This is a genomic window from Sporosarcina sp. PTS2304 (assembly GCF_003351785.1).
Taxonomy (GTDB): domain Bacteria; phylum Bacillota; class Bacilli; order Bacillales_A; family Planococcaceae; genus Sporosarcina.
The window spans coordinates 124778-150053 of record NZ_CP031230.1; the positions used below are offsets into that span (position 1 = coordinate 124778).

The 25276-nt window shown below is 38.9% G+C and carries 20 protein-coding genes; 11 read left to right on the forward strand and 9 right to left on the reverse strand.

The window, feature by feature from the left end; translation table 11 throughout:
• Positions 1–108: 108 nt before the first annotated feature.
• The 3 genes from DV702_RS00510 to DV702_RS00520 all read left to right on the forward strand — a co-directional run bounded on the left by DV702_RS00510 (position 109) and on the right by DV702_RS00520 (position 3584).
• A complete protein-coding gene (locus tag DV702_RS00510) occupies positions 109–642 on the forward strand; it encodes a protoglobin family protein (protein WP_114922944.1) in 534 nt (177 codons plus the stop codon).
• Positions 643–666: 24 nt separating this feature from the next.
• Complete coding sequence (locus DV702_RS00515; RefSeq protein WP_114922945.1) at positions 667–1422, forward strand: methyl-accepting chemotaxis protein; 756 nt, start codon at positions 667–669, stop codon at positions 1420–1422.
• Between the two features lie 344 nt (positions 1423–1766).
• The gene (locus DV702_RS00520) at positions 1767–3584 is read left to right on the forward strand and encodes a cation:proton antiporter (protein WP_114922946.1); all 1818 of its coding nucleotides are present in this window, start codon (positions 1767–1769) and stop codon (positions 3582–3584) included.
• Between the two features lie 17 nt (positions 3585–3601).
• Here the strand turns inward: DV702_RS00520 and DV702_RS00525 are convergent, their stop codons facing one another.
• The gene (locus DV702_RS00525) at positions 3602–4525 is read right to left on the reverse strand and encodes a LysR family transcriptional regulator (protein ID WP_114925785.1); all 924 of its coding nucleotides are present in this window, start codon (positions 4523–4525) and stop codon (positions 3602–3604) included.
• A 127-nt stretch (positions 4526–4652) separates the two neighbouring features.
• Between DV702_RS00525 and DV702_RS00530 the strand changes: the two genes are divergently transcribed.
• The 4 genes from DV702_RS00530 to DV702_RS00545 all read left to right on the forward strand — a co-directional run bounded on the left by DV702_RS00530 (position 4653) and on the right by DV702_RS00545 (position 10515).
• Entirely contained in the window at positions 4653–5675 is a 1023-nt protein-coding gene (locus DV702_RS00530; RefSeq protein WP_114925786.1) for a YeiH family protein, read from the forward strand.
• 361 nt (positions 5676–6036) lie between these two features.
• Positions 6037–6483, forward strand: a complete 447-nt coding sequence (locus DV702_RS00535; protein ID WP_114922947.1) for a MarR family winged helix-turn-helix transcriptional regulator — start codon at positions 6037–6039, stop codon at positions 6481–6483.
• Positions 6484–6486: 3 nt separating this feature from the next.
• Positions 6487–9132 carry an MMPL family transporter gene (locus DV702_RS00540; RefSeq protein WP_114922948.1) on the forward strand — a complete coding sequence of 882 codons (2646 nt, stop codon included), beginning with the start codon at positions 6487–6489 and terminating at the stop codon, positions 9130–9132.
• A 189-nt stretch (positions 9133–9321) separates the two neighbouring features.
• Positions 9322–10515, forward strand: coding sequence for an NAD(P)/FAD-dependent oxidoreductase (locus tag DV702_RS00545; protein WP_114922949.1), 1194 nt, complete (start codon positions 9322–9324; stop codon positions 10513–10515).
• A gap of 103 nt (positions 10516–10618) precedes the next feature.
• Here DV702_RS00545 and DV702_RS00550 read toward each other — a convergent pair whose 3' ends face one another.
• The 4 genes from DV702_RS00550 to DV702_RS00565 form a co-directional block, all read right to left on the reverse strand.
• Positions 10619–11530: a diacylglycerol/lipid kinase family protein gene (locus DV702_RS00550; RefSeq protein ID WP_114922950.1), complete on the reverse strand. Its 912-nt coding sequence runs from the start codon at positions 11528–11530 to the stop codon at positions 10619–10621.
• Positions 11531–12180: 650 nt separating this feature from the next.
• Positions 12181–13512 carry a CitMHS family transporter gene (locus DV702_RS00555; RefSeq protein WP_114922951.1) on the reverse strand — a complete coding sequence of 444 codons (1332 nt, stop codon included), beginning with the start codon at positions 13510–13512 and terminating at the stop codon, positions 12181–12183.
• A gap of 172 nt (positions 13513–13684) precedes the next feature.
• Positions 13685–14383 carry a response regulator gene (locus DV702_RS00560; RefSeq protein ID WP_114922952.1) on the reverse strand — a complete coding sequence of 233 codons (699 nt, stop codon included), beginning with the start codon at positions 14381–14383 and terminating at the stop codon, positions 13685–13687.
• A 16-nt stretch (positions 14384–14399) separates the two neighbouring features.
• Positions 14400–16034, reverse strand: coding sequence for an ATP-binding protein (locus DV702_RS00565; RefSeq protein WP_114922953.1), 1635 nt, complete (start codon positions 16032–16034; stop codon positions 14400–14402).
• Positions 16035–16415: 381 nt separating this feature from the next.
• Here DV702_RS00565 and DV702_RS00570 point away from each other — a divergent pair, with 381 nt between their 5' ends.
• Positions 16416–16979: a DUF488 domain-containing protein gene (locus tag DV702_RS00570; RefSeq protein WP_114922954.1), complete on the forward strand. Its 564-nt coding sequence runs from the start codon at positions 16416–16418 to the stop codon at positions 16977–16979.
• 18 nt (positions 16980–16997) lie between these two features.
• Here DV702_RS00570 and DV702_RS00575 read toward each other — a convergent pair whose 3' ends face one another.
• Both DV702_RS00575 and DV702_RS00580 read right to left on the reverse strand, forming a co-directional pair.
• Positions 16998–17363, reverse strand: coding sequence for a DUF2188 domain-containing protein (locus DV702_RS00575; protein ID WP_114922955.1), 366 nt, complete (start codon positions 17361–17363; stop codon positions 16998–17000).
• A gap of 204 nt (positions 17364–17567) precedes the next feature.
• Complete coding sequence (locus DV702_RS00580) at positions 17568–19253, reverse strand: M14 family metallopeptidase (protein ID WP_114922956.1); 1686 nt, start codon at positions 19251–19253, stop codon at positions 17568–17570.
• 465 nt (positions 19254–19718) lie between these two features.
• Between DV702_RS00580 and DV702_RS00585 the strand changes: the two genes are divergently transcribed.
• Both DV702_RS00585 and DV702_RS00590 read left to right on the forward strand, forming a co-directional pair.
• Positions 19719–19910, forward strand: a complete 192-nt coding sequence (locus tag DV702_RS00585; RefSeq protein WP_240315656.1) for a hypothetical protein — start codon at positions 19719–19721, stop codon at positions 19908–19910.
• Complete coding sequence (locus DV702_RS00590; RefSeq protein WP_114922958.1) at positions 19903–21321, forward strand: amidase; 1419 nt, start codon at positions 19903–19905, stop codon at positions 21319–21321. The genes DV702_RS00585 and DV702_RS00590 overlap by 8 nt, the downstream gene beginning before the upstream one ends.
• A gap of 325 nt (positions 21322–21646) precedes the next feature.
• Here the strand turns inward: DV702_RS00590 and mgtE are convergent, their stop codons facing one another.
• Positions 21647–23005, reverse strand: a complete 1359-nt coding sequence (mgtE, locus tag DV702_RS00595; protein WP_114922959.1) for a magnesium transporter — start codon at positions 23003–23005, stop codon at positions 21647–21649.
• Positions 23006–23141: 136 nt separating this feature from the next.
• Positions 23142–23792, reverse strand: a complete 651-nt coding sequence (locus DV702_RS17275; RefSeq protein WP_114922960.1) for a general stress protein — start codon at positions 23790–23792, stop codon at positions 23142–23144.
• 280 nt (positions 23793–24072) lie between these two features.
• On the opposite strand from DV702_RS17275, the gene DV702_RS00605 reads away from it, so the two are divergent.
• Positions 24073–24648: a 3D domain-containing protein gene (locus tag DV702_RS00605; protein WP_114922961.1), complete on the forward strand. Its 576-nt coding sequence runs from the start codon at positions 24073–24075 to the stop codon at positions 24646–24648.
• Positions 24649–25276: the final 628 nt, after the last annotated feature.

Sequence of the window (25276 nt, forward strand, 5' to 3'; positions counted from 1 at the left end):
AGTTGTTCAACAGCAATTGATAGATTGGTCAGTCACTGTATGGTAAAATAAACTAATTTGTATAGTAAATAATACTAGCCAATAACTTTTTGTAGGAGAGATAGACAAATGATGCAACTATTTAAAAAACGTAACGAGAAAGTTATCTTGAAAGATGTACATGATTTCAATCGTATCGGTCAGGAGACAGGTATTATTTTACTAGATAAATTTCCGAACATAAAAAAGCAAATTCGCATGATAAATCTAACAGAAAATGATCTAGCGCATTTAGCGTTCATATATGATGATATAAAAACTGTACTGCCAAAAATGACAGATAAATTTTATCAAGCAATGGAGATTGAACCCGGCTTACTAAAAATTATTGCAGATCATAGCAGTACGGAGCGTCTGAGAGCATCACTAACTACACATATTCAATCCATGTTTGAAGGCAAAATAGATGAAGAATATTTAGAGCAACGAAGAACAATTGCCACAATCCATGTGCACATAGGCTTAGAATCTAAATGGTATATAGCTGCATTTGAAATATTATATGATGAGTTTTTTCAGTTCATGGAACATATCGAAATGCCGAAAGATCAATTGTTCAAAACATTACGTGCTTTCATGAAAGTGTTGAATTTGGAGCAGTAATTAGTTCTTGAAGCATATGAAGAAGTGAATGAAGAAAAGCGTCAACAAGTAGAAAGAGAAAAAACTTTCGTTAAGAACCAAGTAATAAATACTTCTCAGGAATTAGCCGCAATTAGTGAACAGACGAGTGCTTCTACAGAAGAACTATCTGCAAAGACTCAATTGCTAGAAGAAACAACGATTCAAAATCTTTCATTCATCACAGAAACAGAAAATACATCAATAAACGGTAAAGAATTAGTAAGTACGCAAGCAGAGCAATTTGTACAAATGGTTGAGTATATGACAGATTTGGCGAGTCGGATGGAAGAACTGTATAAGTCTTCTGATCAAATTAAGGACGTTGTGACACTCATAACTTCTATCGCAGATCAAACGAATTTACTCTCTCTAAATGCAGCAATCGAAGCAGCGCGAGCGGGACAACATGGTAAAGGATTTGCTGTCGTTGCATCAGAAGTGCGAAATTTGTCGGTTGAAACGAAGCAAGCGATAGGAAAAGTGACAGGAATGATCGAAGAAACGAATACTAATATAAATGATATGTCGAATTTTGTCCGTATGATGGAAAAACTCATTCAAAAAAGTGCTCAGGATAATCTCCAAGTAACCCATTCCTATGATTCGATTGTAGAAGCTGTGTCAGGGATGAAGGAGCAAACGACACAATCAAGAAAATCAATTGAAAACACAGTGCAAATCTTGTTGGAAATAAATCAGGCGATTGAGACGATTGCTCACTCATCAGATGATTTAATGCAATTGGCGGAGGATTTATAATAGTTGAATAGACTAGATTATGCATGAATAGCGAGAGTATTCGTGCATTTTTTAATTTGAATAGTTTCTGGCGATTTACAGGCGATTGACTCTAGGAGGATCAAGGTCCTGTAAATCGCAACGTACTCGGTTCGCCGCATCCCCTCCGGAAAGCGTATCGTCTAGAAGCGCATGCTGCATGACACTCCTAGTCAACCTCACTCCATTCAATGGCCTAACTCACTTTTAAAAGAAGGAATTATACATAATATAGTTAAACAATAGACGTGTAAGTAAGCAATAACTCTCCTACTTTGGTACACTAAAAAGATAATAATTCACACATTAAGAAGGTAGGTGAAGATATGCATGAAGCGGCATTAATAAGTATTGTTTCCATCTTAGCCCTTGGTATATTTTCTCAATGGTTAGCTTGGAAAATTCAATGGCCTTCTATTTTTATTATGTCAATTGCAGGTTTGTTGATCGGTCCAGTTCTCGGTTTAGTCAATCCACAAGTTGCGTTGGATGAGTTATACAGCCCGTTAATCTCTCTCGCGGTCGCTATTATTTTGTTTGAAGGAAGTTCTAATTTAGACGTTCGAGAAATTAAGGACATTTCTAAATCTGTTTTTCGTGTTGTCACATTAGGTGCTTTTTTAGCTTGGATTTTAGGCTCATTAACCGCTCACTTCATTGCTAATCTTACATGGGAAGTATCTTTCATCATTGGAGGCCTCTTTGTCGTTACAGGTCCTACTGTAATTATTCCACTATTGCGCAATGCTAAGCTGAAACCTCGCACAGCTGCAGTGTTAAAGTGGGAAGGAATTATTGTAGATCCTGCGGGTCCGTTACTCGCATTGTTTGCCTATGAAGTGATTAAAGTTTTGACGAATGAACATTTGTCGCTGAATTATTTATTGAACTTCTTTGGAGGGGCTGCATTGGCCGTTCTATTAGGTGTAATAATGGGTACGTTAATCAGTATGATGGCTAGTAGAGGACAGTTTCCGGAGTACTTAAAATCTCCCGTTATTTTAGCATTTGTACTTTTATGTTTTACGATGGCAGAAGTTATTATGCATGAAACAGGAATGTTGGCAGTAACCGTCATGGGCTTAGTGCTCGGACGTATGAAGCGTTACGTGTCAGCTATTGGAAATGTTGGGCATTTCGTAGAGAATGTTTCAGTAATGTTGACGTCTACCGTTTTTATCTTACTGACAGCTTCATTGGCAAGAGAAACGATTGCACAAATTTTCACATTGCCGATCATCGGCTTTGTCATTGTGATGTTATTTATTGTCCGACCTATTTCGATATGGCTTTCAACTATTGGAACGGAACTAGTTTGGCATGAGAAGTTGCTTATTGGTTGGATAGCGCCTAGAGGAATTGTTGCGTTGACAGTGGCGGGATATTTCGCTTCTACACTTCTTGAAGATGGGTATGAAGAAGCGACATTGTTAATTGCGTTGACGTTTGCGCTAGTATTCATTACAGTAACTGCTCATGGTTTCACACTCGGTCCATTGGCGAAAAAATTGAACTTGGCAAGTAGTGAGCCACCGGGTGTGTTGATTGTAGGAGCAAGTAGTTTTTCTATCGGCTTGGCTGTACAGTTGAAAGAAATGAATATTCCTGTGCTAATTGTAGATCCTTCCCACGGTCGATTAAGACCAGCGATAGAAAAAGGGATCGATACATTTGAAGGTCAAATTTTATCAGAACGCTCAAGATTTTCGATTGATTTGGCACCATATGATACGATCTTATCGATGACAGGGGATGCATCTTATAATGCGTTAATTACACAGTCATTCGCACCGGAGTTTGGCTATAACAATACATTTTCTTTAATAGCGGTGGCCAATCATCAGATGAGTAAATCGGAGTTGCCGATTTCATTGAAAGCACATTTATTATTCCAAGACGGAGCGACATTCCCTGAGCTGAACCGGAAAATCAATACGGATTATGAAATTGGTTTATTTAGCTGGGAAGGTAGCGAAGTAGATTTAGTGTTTAAGGAAGTTATTCCTGAAACCGCCACACCGTTATTTGTTAAGAAAAAGAATAACACGCTAGTTTTTGCGACATTACAAAAGAAAATTTCATTGGATGAAGGCGATCAATTAGTTGTACTTAAACTAAAGCCGAGTGTCCCGGCCAATATATAAAACTACTGATGACAAATTTACTCTTTGTCATCAGTAGTTTTTTTATGCAATACCGTAAGTTCTTCACTATTTTTCAAGAGATCAATAAAGACTTGTAGTGCTTTCGTTTGAAAGGGGGAGTTGGTCACGATTGAAAAATTTCGCTTAAACGGCGTCCCTTTCACTGGAATGATAGCCAAATCTCCATAGTGCAGTTCTTTTTGAATGGCCCATTGAGAAAGTAAACTGATGCCGAGTCCTGCTTCAACGGACTCTTTGATTGGTTGTGTACTACTAAACTTCATAGTACGGGAAGGATAAAAACCAGATTGTAAGAAGAATGTTTCTGCTGCTTCACGAGTGCCTGATCCTTCTTCTCTCAGCAGCCAAATATCATTAGCTAACTCATTAATCGAGAGTCTTCTGTCTGCTTGAGCTAAAGGGTGAGTTGGTGATGTGACGATATACATCGCATCTTCTGCAAACGAATCATTTTGTAATGGGACAGCTTCTTTAAAGTGGCCTTCAATCAGCCCAACATCTAGTTGGTGGCTAATAACTTGCTCGGCAATCTCTGCCGTATTGCCGATAGTTATGGCTGGCTCAATAGAGGGATAGTCCGCGACAAGTTTAGACAAGATATGTGGAAGTACGTACTCGCCAAATGTGTAGCTCGCGCCTATATGCAGGGATCCACTCGCTTTATTTGTCAGATCATCGACTAAATTTTGCATTTTCGAATAAAGCCCGACAATTTCTTTTCCGTGATGATAGACAATTTCGCCTGCTTGATTAAGCCGTACATACTTATTTGTACGTTCTAACAGCCGCACACCAATTGCTTCTTCAAATGATCGTATATATTGGCTGACGGCAGGTTGCGTCATATGCAAATCTTCTGCAGCTCTAGAAAAGTTTTTTCTTTCCGCCACTGTTATGAATACTTGTAGTTGGTGGTCGATAAATGAGTCCCTCCAGTTATTGTATATGCATTTACTTATCATAACTATTATAAATAATTATTTTTCTTATAGCAACGACTTTTATATACTGTATACAGGAGGTGTTGTACTGATGGCTTCTTCACATATGACTTCAAAACAACGAGAAACTCATCAACTTCCAAAAGGTACGGCATGGATTGGTGGAGTAGCATTTACATTTTTAATTGCATTAGTAGGATTCTTTTTAGCAAAAGTGCCTGGCTTTGACCATATCGGGCAGTTGGCATGCGCTATTATTATTGCAGTAGCCTACCGACAACTATTCGGTTATCCAGAAGCGATCCGATCTGGAATTGCTTTTTCTTCTAAACGCTTGCTTCGGGCGGCTATTATTTTATACGGTTTGAAATTAAATATTGATACTGTATTGAGTGATGGTTTAGGATTATTGGTGAGAGACGTGGGGGTAATTGCTTTTGCGATTTTCATGACAGTTTGGCTCGCAAAAGTGTTTAAAGCTGATAAAGATATTTCCTTATTATTAGGTGTGGGAACCGGCGTATGCGGAGCTGCTGCTATTGCTGCTGTGGCGCCTATCGTGAAAGTTAAAGATGAAGATACAGCAATTGGAGTAGGAATTATCGCGTTAATGGGAACAATTTTTGCTATTGGGTATACGATTCTTCGTCCGATACTGCCACTGGATTCTATTCAATACGGTATGTGGGCTGGAATTAGTCTTCACGAGGTGGCGCATGTTGCGCTAGCAGGTGCACCCGCAGGAGAAGAGGGGCTAGCAATCGCTTTACTAGCAAAATTAGGTCGTGTATTTTTATTAGTTCCACTTTGTTTTATCTTTATTTTTATTATGAAACGTAAAAACAAAGGTGCAAACGAAGGGGAAGCGAAAATTGAATTTCCGTGGTTTTTAGTAGGCTTTATCTTATTAAGTGTACTTGGTAGTTATGTATTCGGTCACTCGATTCCGGTATCGGACAACGTGATGGAAGGAGTCTTTACATTGACGACGTGGTTATTAACAGCGGCAATGGTTGGACTTGGGCTTAACGTTAGTTTAAAGGATCTTCGAGAGAGGGCGCTGCGGCCATTAGCAGCTATGACGATCACATCTGTTTTACTTTCTGTCATTGTATACTTTATCGTATAACTATCAAAGTCAGGCGTGAGTATCATCTCACCGCCTGGCTTTTTTGTTCATATAAAATGAACCTATACTTAAGCCTATTGATTATCCGATGAAGGGATTGGTCTTTTTGGGAATGAGTTGCTTTTGACTAGTAAATGTTTAAGTAGTGTACGTGCTAGGATTCTCCCGAGAGAAAGCGTATCGTCTGGAAGCGCAAGTCGCAGGACACTCCAACTCAGCCGCGCTCCATCCAACTCTACTAGTCACTGTATACAACCATCCAAAGTCTCGCGCTTATTTTGAAACTATTTTACTAAAACATAATGATTGACTTTAAATAGTCCACCCCCTAAACTAATTATAGTTTAGGGGGTGGACTATTTTGAAAGAAAAACTTCAAGAAGCAGTAGAATTATTCGAAGAGGTCATTATATTTGGAACAGAGCATGTGGTGAAAAACCTAGATGTACCCATATGGAAAGAATACTCGCCCGAACAGATTCAAGTGCTGAAAATCTTATCGGCATTCGGTGAACTTACTAGCAGTCAACTCGCAGAAATTCAAGGTGTACATAAAAGTGCTGTGTCAACGAGGTTAAAGAAACTCGTTGAAAAAGAGTTAATAGAGTTAGAAAAGGATCCACATGATCAACGTGCGAAAAGAATTTTATTAACTACTTCTGGTATTGAAGTGCTAAAACAATCAAACGAAGCGGTCTATGAAAGTATTGAAAACATTTTTAAAGATCGAATCGATGAACATGAGCTTGAGCAATTTATTGAGACGTTCAGAAAGCTGAAAACTATATTATTGACTAAGGAGATGTAGTGCGTGAAAACAGTATTAAAATTTAAATGGCCGATCGCGATTAGCTTAGTATTACTGACTGCTATATTATTTATGCTGGCTCCCGATTTAGCAAAGCAAGCAGAGGAGGCTGGATCATTCCAACTTCTTGACACAGCGGATTCACAAAAAGCTGCGCAAATGTTAGAAGAGGCAGGAGAAGCAGAAGAAACGATTTCGCTCGTCTATTCATTGGATCAAGCAGCAGATGAGGCGAAAAAGAAGGAAATTTCCTCGGCAGCTAAAGAAATTAAAGGATTAAATAAAATTGTCACGGAAGTGTTGGATCCTTTTGAAAGTGAAGAAGTAGAAAAGCAACTGGTCTCTGAAGATAAAAAGACTGTCTTGATGCCTATTACAGTCGACGGCACACAAGATCAAATAATTGACTTAGCTAAAGAAATAGAGAAAGACGTTTTAGTAGAAAATGATACAGTATATATTACCGGGGAAGCTATCATCAATAACGATGTGAATGAAAGTGCTCAGGAAGGATTGAAAAAGACTGAGGTCATTACCGTTATATTGATCTTTTCTTTATTGTTAATTGTTTTCCGTTCCATTATTACACCTTTTGTTCCGCTAGTTGCGGTAGGAATTACTTATTTATTAAGCCAATCTCTTGTAGCTTTCTTTATCGATTGGTTTGGGTTCCCAGTATCGAACTATACACAAATTTTCTTAGTAGCGATTTTATTCGGTCTTGGAACAGACTATTGTATTTTATTATTAAGCCGTTATAAAGAAGAGCTTCTTGCGGGACATGAAGTGGAAGAGGCAATTATTAACACGTACAAAACAGCGGGCCGTACGTTGTTTATTAGCGCGCTGGCAGTATTTATCGGTTTTGCGGCGATTGGTTTTGCTGATTTCCCAATATTTAAGTCTGCAGTTGCCGTGGCAGTCGGAATTGCTGTATTAATGCTTATTCTTTATACGATTGTGCCGTTAGTTATGGTGTTATTGAAAGATAAATTATTTTGGCCATCCAAAGGGGCGGCTTCACATAAAGATAGTAAATTATGGATTGCGTTCAGCAAACTATCGGTAATGCGTCCACTTGTTTCTATGCTAATTGTAGCAGTTATAACCATTCCGCTAATTTTGACGTATGATAATGATTTGTCATTTAATACAGTGGATGAAATTGACAGTAGTAAAGAATCAGTTAAAGGACTAAATCTTATATCTGATGCGTTTGGTGAAGGGGATTCTTTACCAGTGCAAGTATTGCTGAAAAAAGATACAGCCATCGCTAAAGAAGGAGACGTTACTTATTTAGAAGCGATTGCTCGTGATATAGAGAAAGTAGAAGGCGTGAAAAGTGTCCGTACCGTAACACGTCCGACGGGTGAAATACTAGAAGATTTATATGTGGATCACCAAATAGCATTACTGGCAGACGGTCTGAATGAAGCGAATGATGGAATCCAAGAAATTCGTTTAGGACTTGCAACGATTCAATATAACTTGAGAGATGCTGCAAATCAATTACCTTCAGGCGGTGCTGGCGGCGGTGGACTTCTTCAAGCGGCGAATGGCATTGAGCAAATTAACGGGCAGTTAGATCAGATTTCTGGAAGTTTACAGCAAGGGTTACCACCTGCTCAAGCAGCCGGCGGATTAGATGCACTAAGTGGTGAGCTAGGTAAAATAAGTAGTGGAATTGCTGGTGCAGGAAATCAAATCAATCAAAGTGGCTCTCAAATCGGCGCATTAAAAGGCGGTTTAAAACAACTAGGCGGGGGAGTTAAAGCTTCTAAAGATGGTCTCGCTGAAGTAACGACTGGATTACAAAAGATAGCAGATATGTTAGATGATATGGGGGATACAAAAAGTGTTCGGGATACAGGTTTATTTATCCCAGCAGGTACACTTGATAATGAAGAGTTTGAACCTGTAATCGACCGTTATACTTTCGATGAGAAAAAAGGAATTCTAATGGAAGTGATTTTAACGGAAAATCCATATTCTCGTGATGCGATTTCAACGGTTCATAATATTAAAGATACGGTAAAACGTTCTGTTATCGGAACACCATTTGAAGAAGCGGACGTAGCGTTCAGTGGTATTTCTAGTATCAACTCTGACTTGAATGATATTTCGTCAGCAGATTTCAAGCGTACGGTTACTGTGATGTTAGTCGGTTTATTCATCGTTCTATTCATTTTGTTCCGTTCAGCAATTATGCCACTCTATATGATAGGATCGTTGCTGTTAACGTATTACTCAGCGATTTCTATTACAGAACTCATCTTCGTTAATGGGCTGGGATATGACGGGATCAGTTGGGCTGTTCCGTTCTTCGGATTTATTATGTTAATTGCGTTAGGCGTTGATTATTCCATTTTCTTACTAGATCGCTTTAGAGAAGAGAGTATCGGTGGTCTGAAGATTCGCCAAGCACTGATGCATTCAATGGCAAAGATGGGAACTGTTATTATTACTGCGGCAGTCATCTTAGCAGGTACATTCGGTGCAATGGTTCCTTCAGGAGTCCTAAGTCTTGTGCAAATTGCAACAATTGTAATTTCCGGTTTGTTGCTGTATGGCCTGATCATTTTACCATTGCTAATACCTGCAATTACTGTATCATTTGGACGCGGAGTCTGGTGGCCGTTTAGAGGATAATAAAAATTTTTGCAAGAAAAATTGATAGGCTGTCCAGATAGTCAGTAAACACTGATTGTCTGTGACAGCTCTTGTCACTTTATAATAAGAAGAAAATCCTCGTCGGTATTTATTACTCTCTCTAGTCATCTAGGTTTTTCATTAATCTATTGAGGGTAAACTGAAAAAAACGATAGGCAGGCGATTTAGATGGAATTGTATCATGGAGAACTTTATTGGGATACAACATGGGAACGGCAGAAGTTTGATAGTAGAGAACGAAAAGAGCTATACGATATTGCGATTATAGGTGGTGGAATGTCCGGCGCTTTATGTTCGTATGTTCTCTCCCGCGAAAACTATTCAATCGTCATGCTCGAACAAGATCGAGTAGGCGGGGGGAGTACTTCTGCCAATACAGGACTTTTACAGTTTTCAAATGATATTATGTTGCATGAATTAATAGAACAAATAGGCGAAGAACAAGCGGTGGAATTTTATCATTCTTGTAAAAAAGCGCTAGAACAGCTTCAGGACGTAGCGGAAAATGCGCTGATTGACGTGAATTTTCATACTCGTGAAAGTTTATATTATGCTAGCACTGTTGAAGATGTAGAAAGGCTTCGAAAAGAATACGAGGCATTGAAGAAACACGGGTTTCCGGTAGAATTTTGGGATAGTAAACAAATCGAAGCACATTTCCCTTTTACACAGCCTGCAGCAATCGTGACAGACGGAGATGCGGAAGTGAATCCACTTCGTTTATGCGTAGGTGCTATTCAGTATGCATATGAAAAAGGCATGGATATTTTTGAACAAACGGAAGTACTAGAAATAAAAGATTCAAGTTCAGGCGCGGTACTACGAACAACTCACGGGGAGTTTACCGCGAAAACTGTCGTTGTAACGACCGGTTATGCGCCTACACCAGAAGTATCTATCCCTCAAAAAGATTTAAAGGTAACGTATGCTATCGCAACAAAACCTATAAAAGATTTATCGTTTTGGACTAATCGAATGATGATTTGGGAGACGAAGCGACCTTATCTTTATATGCGGCTGACAGATGACCAGCGCATTGTAGCGGGAGGATTGGACCAAAATATAGACGAGTTGCCTAGCTCGGAAGAAACAGCAAAACAGTTTGATGAGTTGAAAAAGCAATTGAAAGTATTATTTCCTCACACGGCAATAGAATTTGAATATGAGTGGACAGCTGTATTTGGCGAATCGACTGATGAACTTCCTGTAGTGGGCCGCCATCCTGAAGAGCCAAACATCTATTACTTAATAGGATTAGGTGGAAACGGAACTGTCTACAGTATGCTCGGAGCTCATTTGATTCGTGATGAACTACTCGGTAAATCTAATGCTAATGAGACTATATTGGAAATTGAGCGATAAAAAAGAAACTAACCGATAAGCATTTATAATGAAATGACCAAAGAAAAACGAATAGTTTTTCTTTGGTCATTTTTTATTGATTTGTACATTCGATTATGGAAATCTATTTCTTATCTTGCATCTCCAGCGGATGAATGATGCGTAGATGTTTAGGTAATAATGTAATAACAGAAGAAGTTTCGTCATAGATTTCGCCATCCATATCCACTTTATTTGATAGCGGTTGTTGAATCCGTAACATGTCAGTCTGGAAGTACTCCAATTCATCTAATTGTTCATTATCTATTGCAGGATTTTGTAATATAAATAATTCACGAAAAGCTGAGAGATTGGAATCACGCACTAGTAATACATCCAGCTTGCCATCTGTAATGGAAATATCGGGTATTGGTAATTGTGCCGTTCCGATAAACCGTCCGTTACATACGAATAATAAAATCGCCTTTCCTTCATATTGCTTGGAAGCGGTTTGTACATTGTAGGAAAATTGTTCTGCTTGATTTAAGGTACGGATTGTACTTAGGGCATAACTGACCGGACCGAAGTTTTTCTTCTCTTCATCTCTAACATTTTCAGAAGCTTCCGTTACTAATCCAATCCCCCAAAAATTCATAAAATATCGATTGTCAGCCTGTCCGATGTCTGTCTCAACAATCTTTCCATTAATTAATGCATGTGCTGCTTTTTCGAGTGCCTGAGGGATTCCTACGGTTCTACTAAAATCATTTGAGGTGCCACCTGGTAAAATAGCAATGACAGGACGGATCGGTAGCGGCGCAATACTGTTAATACACGTGTGGACTGTGCCGTCTCCTCCAAGAATAATAAGTGCATCGACTTGATCACTATAGTTTATGCACGCTTGTTGTAGTTCCTCTTCAGACGATGTATTTAAAATGATTAACTCATCAACTGCTTGTGTGAAAATGGGGATTGTCTGAGACAGTTTTTCTTCAATCTCTATGTCACCCGCCGTGCGGTTATAGACAAATAAAGCTTTGTCGAAATGCAGCATCACGTTCACTCCTTTTCCACTAGTTATTCCCGTAAAAATCACAAAGAAAACAATTAGCAAGCAGCACATGGGTTTATAGATGGGAGAGAGTGAAACAGTCAGATCACAGCAAACGTTTGAAGAGGCTATCCAAAGAAAGGAATTGGTATTTGGAAATGAGGTGCTTTTGACAAGTAATTGTAGAGGTAGTGTACGCTTTAGGATTCTCCCGAGAGAAACCGGACGCTTTCCTGAAGGGGACGCGGCGAACTCGCCAAAAGTGCTTTGGCGATTACGCCTGTCAAGTGCAAAAGCCGTCCTTCGCCACGGCTTTTCCTGTTTTTCCAAGAGTCGCCGGTTCTTCCGGTAAAATCCTTCAGTTTGTGTTCGTAAGTCAGTGTTTGTCCTGAAATAGAGTATGGTAAGTTTCGCTTCCTGAACAGTGTGGTTGAAGTTATGGATTGCCTGACTGAATGCATATAGAGTCATTTCTTTTTCTACTCAGTTCATTGAAAAAGTCATCGTAGCTAACAACACTTCAACGCTATCTAAATTCAAAAACGGTCGCATCATATCAAGTCAGCCTTACTCCATCCAACTGCCATAGTCAAAATCGTTTTAAACTAAATGAACGAGAGAATTATACATAGTATGGTTAATCAACAGGCTTGTTAAAATGTAATAACTCCTAAAGCCATTGTGATTAAGAATAACACGATACTGAATCCCCACATAATGAGGAAAGAATAACGAATATGTTTCCCCATTTCTAAGCCTGCTAAGCCAAGTGCTAGCCAAAGGGCAGGGGAGAATGGACTGACAAACGTGCCGATAATATTCCCGACAATTAAAGCATAAGCAGCCGAAATAGAAGATACACCGAAGCCTGAAACGACTTGCTCGACGATTGGTAATAAAGCAAAGTAGTAAGCGTCAGTACTCAGCAATAAATCGAATGGAACTCCAAAGAACCCGATAATAATGTGTAAATAAGGAACGATAAACACAGGAAGAACTTTTACTAAATCTGTAGCAATTGAATCTAGCATATTAGCGCCGTTTAGAATTCCGAGGAATGAACCGGCAGCTAAAATGATTGCAGCCATGAGTAAAGCGTTTGGTGCATGTGCTTTGATCCGATCCATTTGTTCATTCACTGAGCGATAATTTAAAGGCAATGCAATACTAAATCCTACCATGAAGATAAATCCAGCGGGAACTTCTCCCCAAACGAGTAAACCAATAACTGTAACTGCGATTATGACATTTAACCAAAGCAGTTTTGGACGTTGAAGGGACAAAGCTTCTCTTTTTGCAGTCAGCTGATTTTCGTCAACTGATTCATCTTCTTCAATCGGATCATCAACCAATCCATCTGCAATCCTTTTTCTAATAAGTCGTTTTTCCCGCAATCCTAAGACGAATGCGACAAACACTAAAAGTAGTAGTCCAATGACTTGTATTTTTATAAGTGGACGCCAAAGTTCTGTGACATCCACACCGAGTACAGCCGCCACGCGTCCAAGTGGCCCTCCCCAAGGTACCATATTTACGATACTCGCGGAAATTCCTACGAGCAGTAAAAGCAAGTAAGGATTCATTTTCAACCGTTTATATAGCGGCAATAAAGCAGGAATCGTAATCAAAAATGTAGAAGCGCCTGATCCGTCCAACTGTGCAATAGCCGCAATGATGACGGTAGCCATTGCCACAGCGACAACATTTCCACGCGATACTTTAATCATTGTATTGATTAGTGGGTCAAATACTCCCGCATCCTGCATAATTCCGAAAAATAATATAGCGAAAATAAACATAATCACTACGCTAATAACAGAATCAATTCCGTTTCCAAAAAACTCGCCTATCTCTTTGAAATCAAATCCGGCAAAGAACGCACCGATAATAGGAACGATGACGAGACCGACGATAGGTGTAATCCTTCCGCTGATCAATAAAGCGACGATCACGAAAATCGTGAGTAATCCAATAATACTTAACATAGCGATTCCCTCCAATTAATCCTAAGATGAAAGAGTGATGTAAGCGGATACAAATAGTCGTATCTAAATAATCACTCTACAATTATTCTTAATGTATCATGGAGAATAGAATCGAAATAGCTTATGAAAATAAGGTGAATACAGTTTATTTACCGCATTTTGTTCATATTGTTCACGGTTTACTATAGATGCGTTCGGGCCGGCCGACGACACCGTAATGAAGTTGTGCTTCTATTTTTCCAGTTGAAACTAAATACTCAAGATATCTTCGTGCAGTGGATCGACTGACACCGGCAGCTTCACCAGTGTCAACCGCCGTCATGCCTGCAGTGGGGGTGCTATCAAATATTTTTTCTATACGATCCAATGTCAGTTGATCGATGCTTTTAGGTAAACTGTCAGTAGAATTTGAAGACACTTGAGGTGCTGCTATACCCATTATTCGATCTACGTCCGCTTGAGTAAGTTCTGACTTTGAAGTGAGTACTACTTGATTTGAACGATAGAGAGTGAAAGACTTAGTCAATCGTTCTGGAGTAACTGGCTTTATCAAAAAATCCGCAATACCGCCGTGCATGACTTCTTGGATAGTTTCAGCTTCTTTTGTGGCGGTTAATAAAATAATATCAATGAGCGGATAGTCTTTACGTAATCGCCAAAATAGTTCTAGACCTGGACTGTCTGGTATATAAATATCCAGTAAAATCAAATCAGGCAAACTTTCTGTTCGTTGTAAAAATGCTAATGCCTCAGCTGCAGTTTTTGTTTCGACTAACACGTGAAAGCCCGTGATATTTTCGATTAGCTGGCGATTAATTTGTGACACGCGAAAGTCATCTTCTATAATCATTACTTGTATAGTATGTACCATTAAAATGTATCCTCCTTTATTTAGGAATAGAAACTACAAAATAGGTTCCGCCTAACTCACTGCATTCAACAGAGAGGTGACCATTTGCGGCTTCAATCGCTTGTTTTGTCAAAGCTAGACCTAATCCTCTACCTGTCCCTTTTTTCGTCGTAAAGCCTGTCGTGAAAATTTCTTGTAAACTGTCCTCTGTAATACCGGGTCCGGAATCATCGATTTCAAATAATACATCTTGTCCAAAATCAGAGAAAGAGATCGATATTTCCCGAGAAATCGAACGCTCGTCATATACCGCATCAAATGCATTATCTACTAAATTCCCTATAGCTGTCAGTAAAGCTTGCCGACTTTTATCAGAAAGAGTAGTATGCAGCTGGCTTCCGGGCTGAACAGTGACGTTAATTTGTAATTCACTCGCTTGATTTAATTTGCCAACGAGTAAGCCACTGACATACGGATCTTCTATTTCATCTAGTAAGGAATGCATCCAATGCTGTTGAATAGTCGTTTCATGTTGGATGAATTCAAGCGCTTCTTCTTTTTTATTTAAACGGATCAGTCCTGTAATCGTGTAAAGTTTGTTTGCAAATTCATGAGTTTGAGAACGTAACGCACGGGCGTACTGCTGTACATGATCGAGTTCTTTCGTCAATTTCTCGATCTCAGTTTTATTGCGGAATGTAGATACAGCTCCTAATAATTCGTTTTCATAAAATATTGGAACACTATTTACATACACAAAATTCGTACCAAATACTTTTTCCTGATCGAAGACAGACTGACCTGTCTCTAAAACATAAGGAAGATCGGAGTTGGGTGAGCTTTCTTGAATCGTTTGCCCGATCCAATCGCTAGTCTGTTGTTCACTGTCAGATAACAGTTTTAATGCAGCGGAATTAATCATCGTAATTTTACTTTCTGTATTAATAGCCACTATCCCTTCATGAATAGAGTGCATAATCGTTTCTTTTTGAAATAGCAAATGTGAAATCTCTTCAGGCTCCAAACCGAATAAAAGATTCTTTATGTAAGTAGCGATTAAAATAGCGCCTGCTATAGCTACAATAGAAATGCCGAGAAGTACTAGCCAAACTTCTTTACTATAATTCCAAATGATTGATTCAATAGAATTCACTAAAAAACCTACGGAGACGACACCTACAATTTCATCCTGCAAATAAATCGGTGTCTTGGCACGTAAAGAATTTCCTAAAGAACCTTTTGATTTCGAGATATATGTCTCGCCATGTAAAAGTGCGCGTGTATTATCTTCTCCAATCATTTTTTGACCAATACGCTCAGGATTGGGATGCGAATAGCGTATTTCCTGCGCATTACCAACCACGATGAACTCGGCATCAGTCTGTGCTTGAATCGTTTGGACGATAGGCTGGATTATAGTCGAAGGGTTATCTGTTTCAAATGCTTCTGAGATAGTAGGAATTAACGCTACATTCTTAGCTATAGAAAGGGCGCGTTCACTAATTTGCGTCTCTAATATATCTGTGACGAAAAAGTTTATGAATCCGCCGATCAGTAAAATAATTGCGATAGATAACGCACCGATCAATCCAATCATTTTCAAATGAAGGTTGAAGAAAGGTTTTTTCTGTATATGATGATTATGCATATCGTCTTTACGAATTCGAATCATAGAATATCTCCTTTACGATTATTCGTTAATTCAGCATACCATGACCGTTGCAAATGAGGAGTACGTTTTTTATATACTTTAGCAAGCCTGTTGATTATCTAAATAAAGGAATGTGTTTTTTAGAAATAAAATGCTTTTGACAAGTAGTTGTAAAAATAGTGTATCGTTTAGGATTCTCTCGCCGGAAAGCGTATTATTTGGAAGCGCAAGCCGAAAGACAATTCAGGTCAGTATCACTTCATCCAATCGCCATAGTCAAACTTGCTTTTATATAAATGAATGAGTGAATTATACATCTTTATGGTTAATTAATAGGATTGATAATATAGGTTAAATGAGTAAAAAAGAAGGGAAGAGTAGAATTAATAGGAGGGATGAAAAGTGATAATTTATACGGTCGGTCATTCTACGCATACGAAGGAAGAGTTTTTGCAACTATTACATGATGCTGGAATTGAAAAACTGCTCGATGTACGAGCATTTCCAGGTAGTCGGAAATTTCCTCATTTTCATGAAGATCGCATGAAAGAATGGCTTCCCAAAGCGGGTATTGACTATAGACACTGCAGTAAATTAGGAGGGCGTCGTCGCAAATCTAAAACAATCGATTCGGAAGTGAATGACGGATGGAATAATCAGTCCTTTCATAACTATGCAGACTATACACTGACTCCCGAGTTTAAAAAGGGAATAGCTAATCTAATCAAAGAAGCAGAGCAACAACGAGTAGCTATTTGCTGTTCGGAACGTCATCCTGCTCGCTGTCATCGATTACTAATTAGTAACTGGCTTGTTTCTCATGATTTGAATGTTAAACATATAATAGATGGATCAAAAGGGAAAACAGTTATAGAAGATCATGAAATTGGAAAGTGGGGAGCTGAACCTGTTGTACAAAAAGATGGACAAGTGATCTATCCGCCAAAAGAAGAAGAAAAAAACTAGCACACGATGTGGGCTAGTTTATTCGTATAATGTGTTTTCGTATGATCCATCTGCATGGTAGATAGATAATATGCCGTCATGTTTTGTAACGTATTCTTTTGCTTTCGTCAGTAATTCTGATTTTGTAGATTCTTTTTTTAATACATGATCGCTAGAGGCTTTTGTTAGAATCCATTCGCTTTCTCTAGGTTTCACTTCATAGTGCGGTCTGCCTTCGCTTTTTCCTTCGACATACTCATGTGCCTGGGCTATAGCGATTGAAATGGCACGTCCTTCTTCATAATGATCACGTAACAAAGCATTGGCAATTTCAATCGCTTTTTCACGGACTTTCGGATCTAGATTTTTCATAGACGCGGGATAATCATTTTTATTCCATGGCATCAACAATCACCTCCTATGTAACAAATTCCCGTTTTGCTAAAGGATAAACTTGATACATAGTAGACAATGAAGTCATGAAGAATGATGTTTATCAGGTAAATATCTATGCAAAACGCGTGGTTTCAAAGAGAAAGTTCATCTCTACTGAAACCACGCACTTTTATAGTGCGATGAATCGATTTATTTATTTCTAGATACTAGAAATTATTCTAGTACTAAATCAAGTTCTTTCAAATAGCGGTAAACGGGAACTTCATCTTTAACGTCTACCGGTATAAAGTTAAATGCTACATAGCTATCTACCGATTCAGGTTCCAGTGATAATGCCACTAAATTTGCTGTAGGTTGTGCCATGCTGATTACATAACTGCCAGCAGGGAAGTGAACGTTCTTTTTAGATACTTCCGCTTTTACATCTGCAAGCATATGACCCTCATAGTAAGTTGTATTTACTTTTTTATCTGTAACGACATAACTTTCGACAACAAGTTCCTGTGCGTTTTTCGTTTTATTAACAGTAGCACCTTGCGTCTCTAATTTCTTCGCAATATCGTGATACGCTGGTGGTAAAATATAAGCTGTCGGACGAACTCTTTCTACTGTCGCTACACCATTTGTCGAACTATTATACGTAACAGGTATTTCATTTACAGTTCCTGTAGCAACATCTACGATTTCTAACGTTTGATTTTTCAACTCAGTGCTTTTACTTTGCAAAATTACTGTATCTTCTTCAGAGTATGTTTTTCCTTTTTCAGTAATTTCATCGCGAGCATCTGCTACCATCTTCTTAACTTGCGCAGCATTGTTTGCAGTTGTTCTTAAAATACTTGAATGTGTTTCGACTTGTGAAGCGACCCGACGTACAAAGTTTTCTTTACCAATCCCGATTCCACGGCTTTCTACTAGGAAAGAGAAGCTGGGCTGAAGACCATTAGCATTTCGACCAATTCTAGCTTCTGCTCCGCCCTCATTTAATGTAACATGGCCATTTTTAGAGCTATTTGTAAAGTATTCACGGTTCGAATATCCTTTGTCTGTTAAGCTCTTAAATACATTTGCAGCGAATAAGTCATCAGATTGTTTACGGATTTCCGAAGGGATATTTAAGTTTTTTCCTGCCAATAATAATATGTCGTGATACTTAATGGAACCGTCTTTTCCAAACTGTTTATACGTCGAGTTACTCATTCCGTATTCATGTGCATCTACTACTACTTCTGGTTTAAATTGATTCATCCCATTGTGAAGAGCTTGTGTTTCTGGTAATTCCAATTTGACATGATCTCGGTTTGCATCTAGCCGCAAAGCTGTTTGACGTTGGAAATATTGCGCGCCATCAGGATTGATGCGTGGATAAATGACTACGTTAATCTTATCTAACACTTCATCGCCTAAGCGTCCGTTTGCCAATTCATTTGCCATGACTAGCATTGATTCACCACCAGCTGGTTCATTTCCATGGACATGTCCTTGAAGCCATACAGTGGGCTTAGCTTTGAATTCGGGTGAATCTTTCCCACTCGTTTTAGTAAACACTAGCATAGGAAGGTCTACACCTTCTAGAGATTGTCCGGCAACTTCCATCGTTACGATATCTGAGTTTTCATTTACGATATTCTGTAAGTACGTAATCATATCAGGATTATTTGTCATCCACTTCCCATTTTTTAAACCTGGCGTTACGAGATCAAACTCTGGTTCTTTATAAAGTGCAAGAACATTTTCAGGTTGCTCATAAGATTGTCCGGCATAAGGTGTGTGTGATGAATTAGTTTGTCCGGCAGCTGGTGGGGGAACCGACTTTTCTGCTAAATTTGCTGTTGAATAAATAGGTGCAACAATCATAGTTGCTAATATTGCGGGTATAACCAGTTTTTTCTTCAACATAGTATTCCTCCTAGTAGTTATATTAAATAAAAAGATAGCGCTTACATCTATTAAACTATAGGAGGATACTAAACAACTCAACTATTTAAGATGCAAAGCAGATAATATCGTACAAACTATCCAGCATATAGCAGTTTATATAAGTACTTAGGAAGTGAGTGAGAAATCGGAAGTTTGAAATTCAACTACCTATGATGCTTTCGTTTCTATTTTAATTATATTTTCTATACATTCAATATGTAATCTGCTAACTTACTACAGACAAATAGCATAGCGACTTGGTGAAGTGGCATAATGAAGGTACGACTTTATAATCATTCTATTTCGAATAGTTTGATTACTCTATCTAATAATGCTAGACTATGGTTGTTCGTCAGTACTTAGCGACTTAGCGTAAAAAGAAGTCGTTCTTTTAGTTTTGATCTCACTAGGTTTTACCTATGAAGATAATTATAAACAGAAGGAGTGAATGCATTGTCTCTGTCCGTCAAGCAACTGTTAAAGAACAAAGGGATTCAGGTAACACCTGAGCATTTGGAGATCTTGGAAAGTCGCTGGAAGGGAATGCAAGCTTTAAGAGGAAACTTGGAGAACATTAAAATTGAAGATGCCGATATAGGTCTTCGAAACATTCCTGGAGGTGATCATATTGGCTAAAGAATTGATTCAAAAATCTGTAGAAGAATTAGCGCCCCTACTTAAAAATGGTTCGCTATCTCCTGTTGAACTAACGAAAGCTGTTTTAGATCATGCAGAAGAGACGCAGGAAACAATTAATGCGTATATGACATTTTATCGGGAAGAAGCAGAGCAGTCGGCACTTGAAGCTGAAAAAGAAATTAAAGACGGGAACTATCGAGGCATGTACCACGGAATACCGATGGCCTTGAAAGACAACTTGTATTTTAAAAATAAAGTAACTACGATGTCGTCAAAGATTCATAAAGATTTCGTTCCAAAAGATGATGCAACTGTAGTGACCAAGTTACGAGACGCAGGGGTTATCTTTACTGGTAAACTAAGTATGCATGAATATGCATGGGGTATTACGAATAATAACCCACATTACGGGGCTGTCAGAAACCCTTGGGACACGAACAGAATACCAGGCGGTTCGAGTGGTGGTTCTGGAGCGGCAGTAGCTGTAGGGTCGAGCGTTGCATCACTTGGTACAGATACGGCAGGTTCCATTCGCATTCCTTCTTCCATCTGTGGAATTGTTGGTCTGAAGCCTACCCACGGAAGAGTGAGCAAGTATGGGTGCTATCCACTGGCATGGTCGCTGGATCATATCGGTCCTATGACAAAAACGATTAAAGACGCTGCTGGTATGATGGATATTATTTCTGGTTATGATTTGAAGGATCCGACATCTATTGATACTCCGGTAGATTCTCATTTGCAGAAAATTAAAGGAGACGTAAAAGATTTAGTGATAGGTGTGAACGAAGAGTACTTCTTTAAAGAAGTTGATAACGAAGTAGATCAAGTAGTTCGCGGTACTATTCAGGCACTTGTAGATCAAGGAGCCAAGGTAGAAGTTGTAAAAATCCCTTCTCTGAAGTATGCAGAATGGGCAGAACTGGTTACATCACTTTCTGAAGCATCGACAATTCATCATGAAGATATGTTGAAGAGACCGCAAGACTTCGGTGCTGATATCAGAATGTTGTTTGAGCTTGGAGAACTTCCGTCAGCAGTGGATTATTTACAGGCTCAACAAGTGCGGCGTCAGTTGAAACAGGAGTTCCAGCAAGCTTTTCAAAAAGTAGATGTGTTACTTGCGCCTACATTACCCGTAGTAGCAAGTGTAATAGGTGAAGATACAGTAGATTTAAATGGGAAAAAAGTAGATTTAATAGATAATATTATTCGTTTTACAGGTCCTAGTAATTTAACGGGATTACCTGCGCTGTCGGTGCCGGGCGGCTTTAAAGCTGGATTACCTGTCGGAGTGCAAATTATTGGTCCGGCGTTTTCAGAAGCCTTACTGTTAGATGTAGGCTACGCAATTGAACAAACTAATCCAATGAAAAACAAGATGCCAGATTTACTTTCAAAAGTATAAATAAAAAAAGTGCTACGATCAACCCATGGTCGTAGCACTTTTTTATATACACGCTCTTCGACTAAGCGGCACGATATTCGACTTCTTCGCTATCACAAACCCAGCTGCACCAAACTTCAACCCAAATCCATTTGTGCAATTGGTGTTACTAACAGTATAACCGATGACAAAACGTAATAAACGCATATCATTGAACTGTGAAGAATGTCATCTTTCTGTAGTGTTTGGAATCTAATTGAGATAAATTACACGAACCTTACATGAGACTTTCATTAGTATACTATATGGTGATAAATCGAATAGTATGACTGTTCTGATTACTATTTTACATAAGTTTAGAAATAAACATCGATGCGATACTGAAGTAAATGAGAAGCGAAAGAATATCGTTAATCGTTGTGATCAAAGGTCCGGATGCCACAGCAGGATCTACTTTAAATTTATTTAAAATGAGTGGAATGACGGTTCCGGCAATGGTTCCAATGATAAGAGTCGCTACTAACGAAGAACCGACAACTAATCCAAGCGTAAGATTTTTTTGCCATATATAAGCAATCAATGTAATAACTCCGCCACACACTATACCTAATATAATTCCTACTAATAATTCACGCAGTAGTAAATGTAATGATTTCTTCATAGTCATGTCTTCAGATACTAACCCTCTGACAACGACGGCAAGCGACTGGGTTCCGGTATTACCGGTCATTCCTGCAATCATGGGCATGAAAAATGCAAGGGCCACAACAGCTTCAAGCGTATCTTCAAAACGTGAAATAATACTGCCTGAAACTAGCCCGATAAATAAAAGTAAAATTAACCATGGGAGTCTTCTGTAAGCGGCGACTAAAGGTTTTGTGTGGAAGTCAATCGACTTTCCGGAAGCGAATAACATCTCGATATCTCGATCAGCTTCCCTGACGACTAGATCAAGTACTTCATCGGTACGAATAATCCCTACCAATATATTGTCTTCATTGACGACAGGAAGAGAAACAAAATCATAACGACCAATCATTTTGGCAACTTCGCTTTGATCTGTAGTTGAAAATACTTTTGCTACAGAAGTTTCCATTATATCTTTTACACAACAATCTTTATCAGCAAGCAATAAATTACGGTACGATACAACACCGACTAACTTTTTCTCATCGTTAATAATATAGACGTAATTTAAGTAATGGGCAAAATCTTCATAATGCTTTAATTTTTCAATAGTTTTCTCGACAGAATATGATTGATGAATCCATATATATCGAGTAATCATAATTCTTCCTGCTGAGTTTTTTGGGTATTTTCTTCGTTGTTGAATATTCTTCTTTTGCTCTTGTCGCATATCCGTAATTAACTTATTTACTTTCTTGTCAGGAAGATCGGCAAGCAGAAAAGATAGTTCTTCACTTTTCATTTCATCCAGTAATTCTGTTGAACGAATAGGACCTACTAGTTCCAGAACGCGTAATTGTTCATTTCTTGTCAATGATTCTATTAGATGGATAAGTTGTTCGGTACTCAATATTTCTAAGAAAATTATATGACGCTTGCGCGGAAGTCGGCGGTATTGTGCCGCAATTTCATTACTACTTAACTCCTGAATTGCGCGTTTCAAAGAATCTAAATTTCCATCTTTGATCAATTTTATTATGGCTCTCGAAATATCATCTCTATCAGTCAGCTCTGGCATAATCGTCACCTCACAAATGTGAATTATTTTACAATATGAAAAAGTTTGTTACATAATATACAGCTTGACTCAAACAATGCATGAAGGTAAGCTCCTTCATGCATTGTGTAGAGTGTGTATAGAAATTACATTCATCTTATGGTTTATGTCTCTTATCAGTTAACGGATCAAATGTTTCATTAGGCTCTACTAGAGGATTAGGGTCTATTAATGGATTGTCGTCAGGATCTACATAATCCTTAGCCATATCGCCGTGGTGATGACGGTGTTCTGTAGAAGTCTTTTTAACCGCAGGGTCTGGGACGGCCATATCTTTAAAAGTTGTGCGACGGGAATGGACAGTTGGATTGTAGGAATCGGAATCAATTAATACTAAGACTTTTCCTTGATGGAAACGTTCTTCATATAAAGCAGCTTCTTCGTCAGTAATTCCCATACCTATGAGTACCCCTGCAAGCCCTCCTAAACCTGCTCCGGCTGCAGCGCCTGTTATGCCAGCAACGATAGGACCGGCAGCTAGAAAAGGGCCTACGCCAGGTATAGTCAAGGCTCCAATGCCAGTTAGTATACCTCCTAAACCACCGATTATTCCTCCGGTAGCAGCCCCAGTAGCGGCTCCTTCACTTGCATACGTATCTGTTTCATCTATTACATGATTAGTTTCATCTGGATCTTTACTAATCACCGAAATTTCGTCGGCAGTAAAACCTTGACTCTTCAAGTTCTCGATTGCGGCAATAGCTTCTCTGTCTGTATCAAATGCGCCTACCACTTGTCTTTTAACCATAAATGATATCCTCCTTCTACGTATTTTGGCTTTTAACTCTAATGAAAAAGTACCCGATAATATCAAAATTAAACGCTGAATGTGCTATAAGGCTGTCGAACATAGGAATGGACTATATAGTCATATCGTTGGAAATACCTAATATGTTTTATATTTTATTTTTTTGAATATAAATTTGTAACATTAGACTTAGTATTGTAATCATTTTGACTGATAGTTGTAATATGACTGTAATAATAGATTGGTAAGATGAGTTTATCAAATCGTTAGGGGTGGCATATTGAAGAAGTTATTATTTTCATTAACAGTAGCCATGTTAATCACAATTTTTGCAAGTGGAGTGAATGAGACATCCGCAGCAACTTCTGTACATACAGTAAAGAAGGGTGACACTTTATATAAAATTTCACAGCAACATAAAGTTTCGGTCTCAAATATAAAGCAATGGAACAACTTAAAGTCAACAGTAATTTATCCGAATCAAAAATTACGTTTGGTGAAGTCTTCAAAAGTGGCATCAAACTCAGCAGCAAAAACACCATCTCGTTCAAATGGGGCGAAGGTTGCGAAAGAGTTCATGGTAAGTGCAACAGCATATACAGCGCATTGTAATGGATGTTCCGGTATTACGAGAACTGGATTGAATCTACGTAAAAATCCAAATCTTAAAGTGATCGCAGTAGATCCTAGAGTTATTAAATTGGGTACGAAAGTTCATGTTGAGGGATATGGTTATGCAATTGCGGGCGATACAGGCGGTGCTATTAAAGGTAAAAAGATTGATGTCTTTATGCCGAATAAGTCACGTGCGTACCAATGGGGACGTAAGAACGTAAAAGTAAAAGTACTAAACTAATATGAAAGCCGTCCAGAAAATCAGTACTATTTGATTTTCTGTGACGGCTTTTTTTATGGGAATTAGTTATCTTTCGGCTATACTTGAAAAGTTTGTTGATATGTGAACCGTTGTGTTATCGTTTCTGAAGGTTTGGAATGTAACGGATGAGTGATAGACGTAAGGTATGTCGTTACGTTGCGTTTCAGCCGGGCGCGTTCGGGAGGGGTCGCGGTGAACCATACCGCTTCACTTCGTTACGCCGGATGTTTCACCTGTCGACCTGATCCTCCCCGAGTCACCGGCTTGCACTACACTGCACTTTTCAGCTTTCTGTAGAAGTGAGGTTCAACCATTGAGCTGTTATTTCTAGATGGTTGGGATTCAACGGATGAGTGATGGACGTAAGGTATGTCGTTACGTTGCGTTTCAGCCGGGCGCGTTCGGGAGGGGTCGCGGTGAACCATACCGCTTCACTTCGTTACGCCGGATGTTTCACCTGTCGGCCTGATCCTCCCCGAGTCGCCGGCTTTCACTACACTGCACTTTTCAGCTTTCTGTAGAAGTGAGGTTCAACCATTGAGTTGTTATTTCTAGATGGTTGGGATTCAACGGATGAGTGATGGGAGATGTAAGGTATGTCGTTACG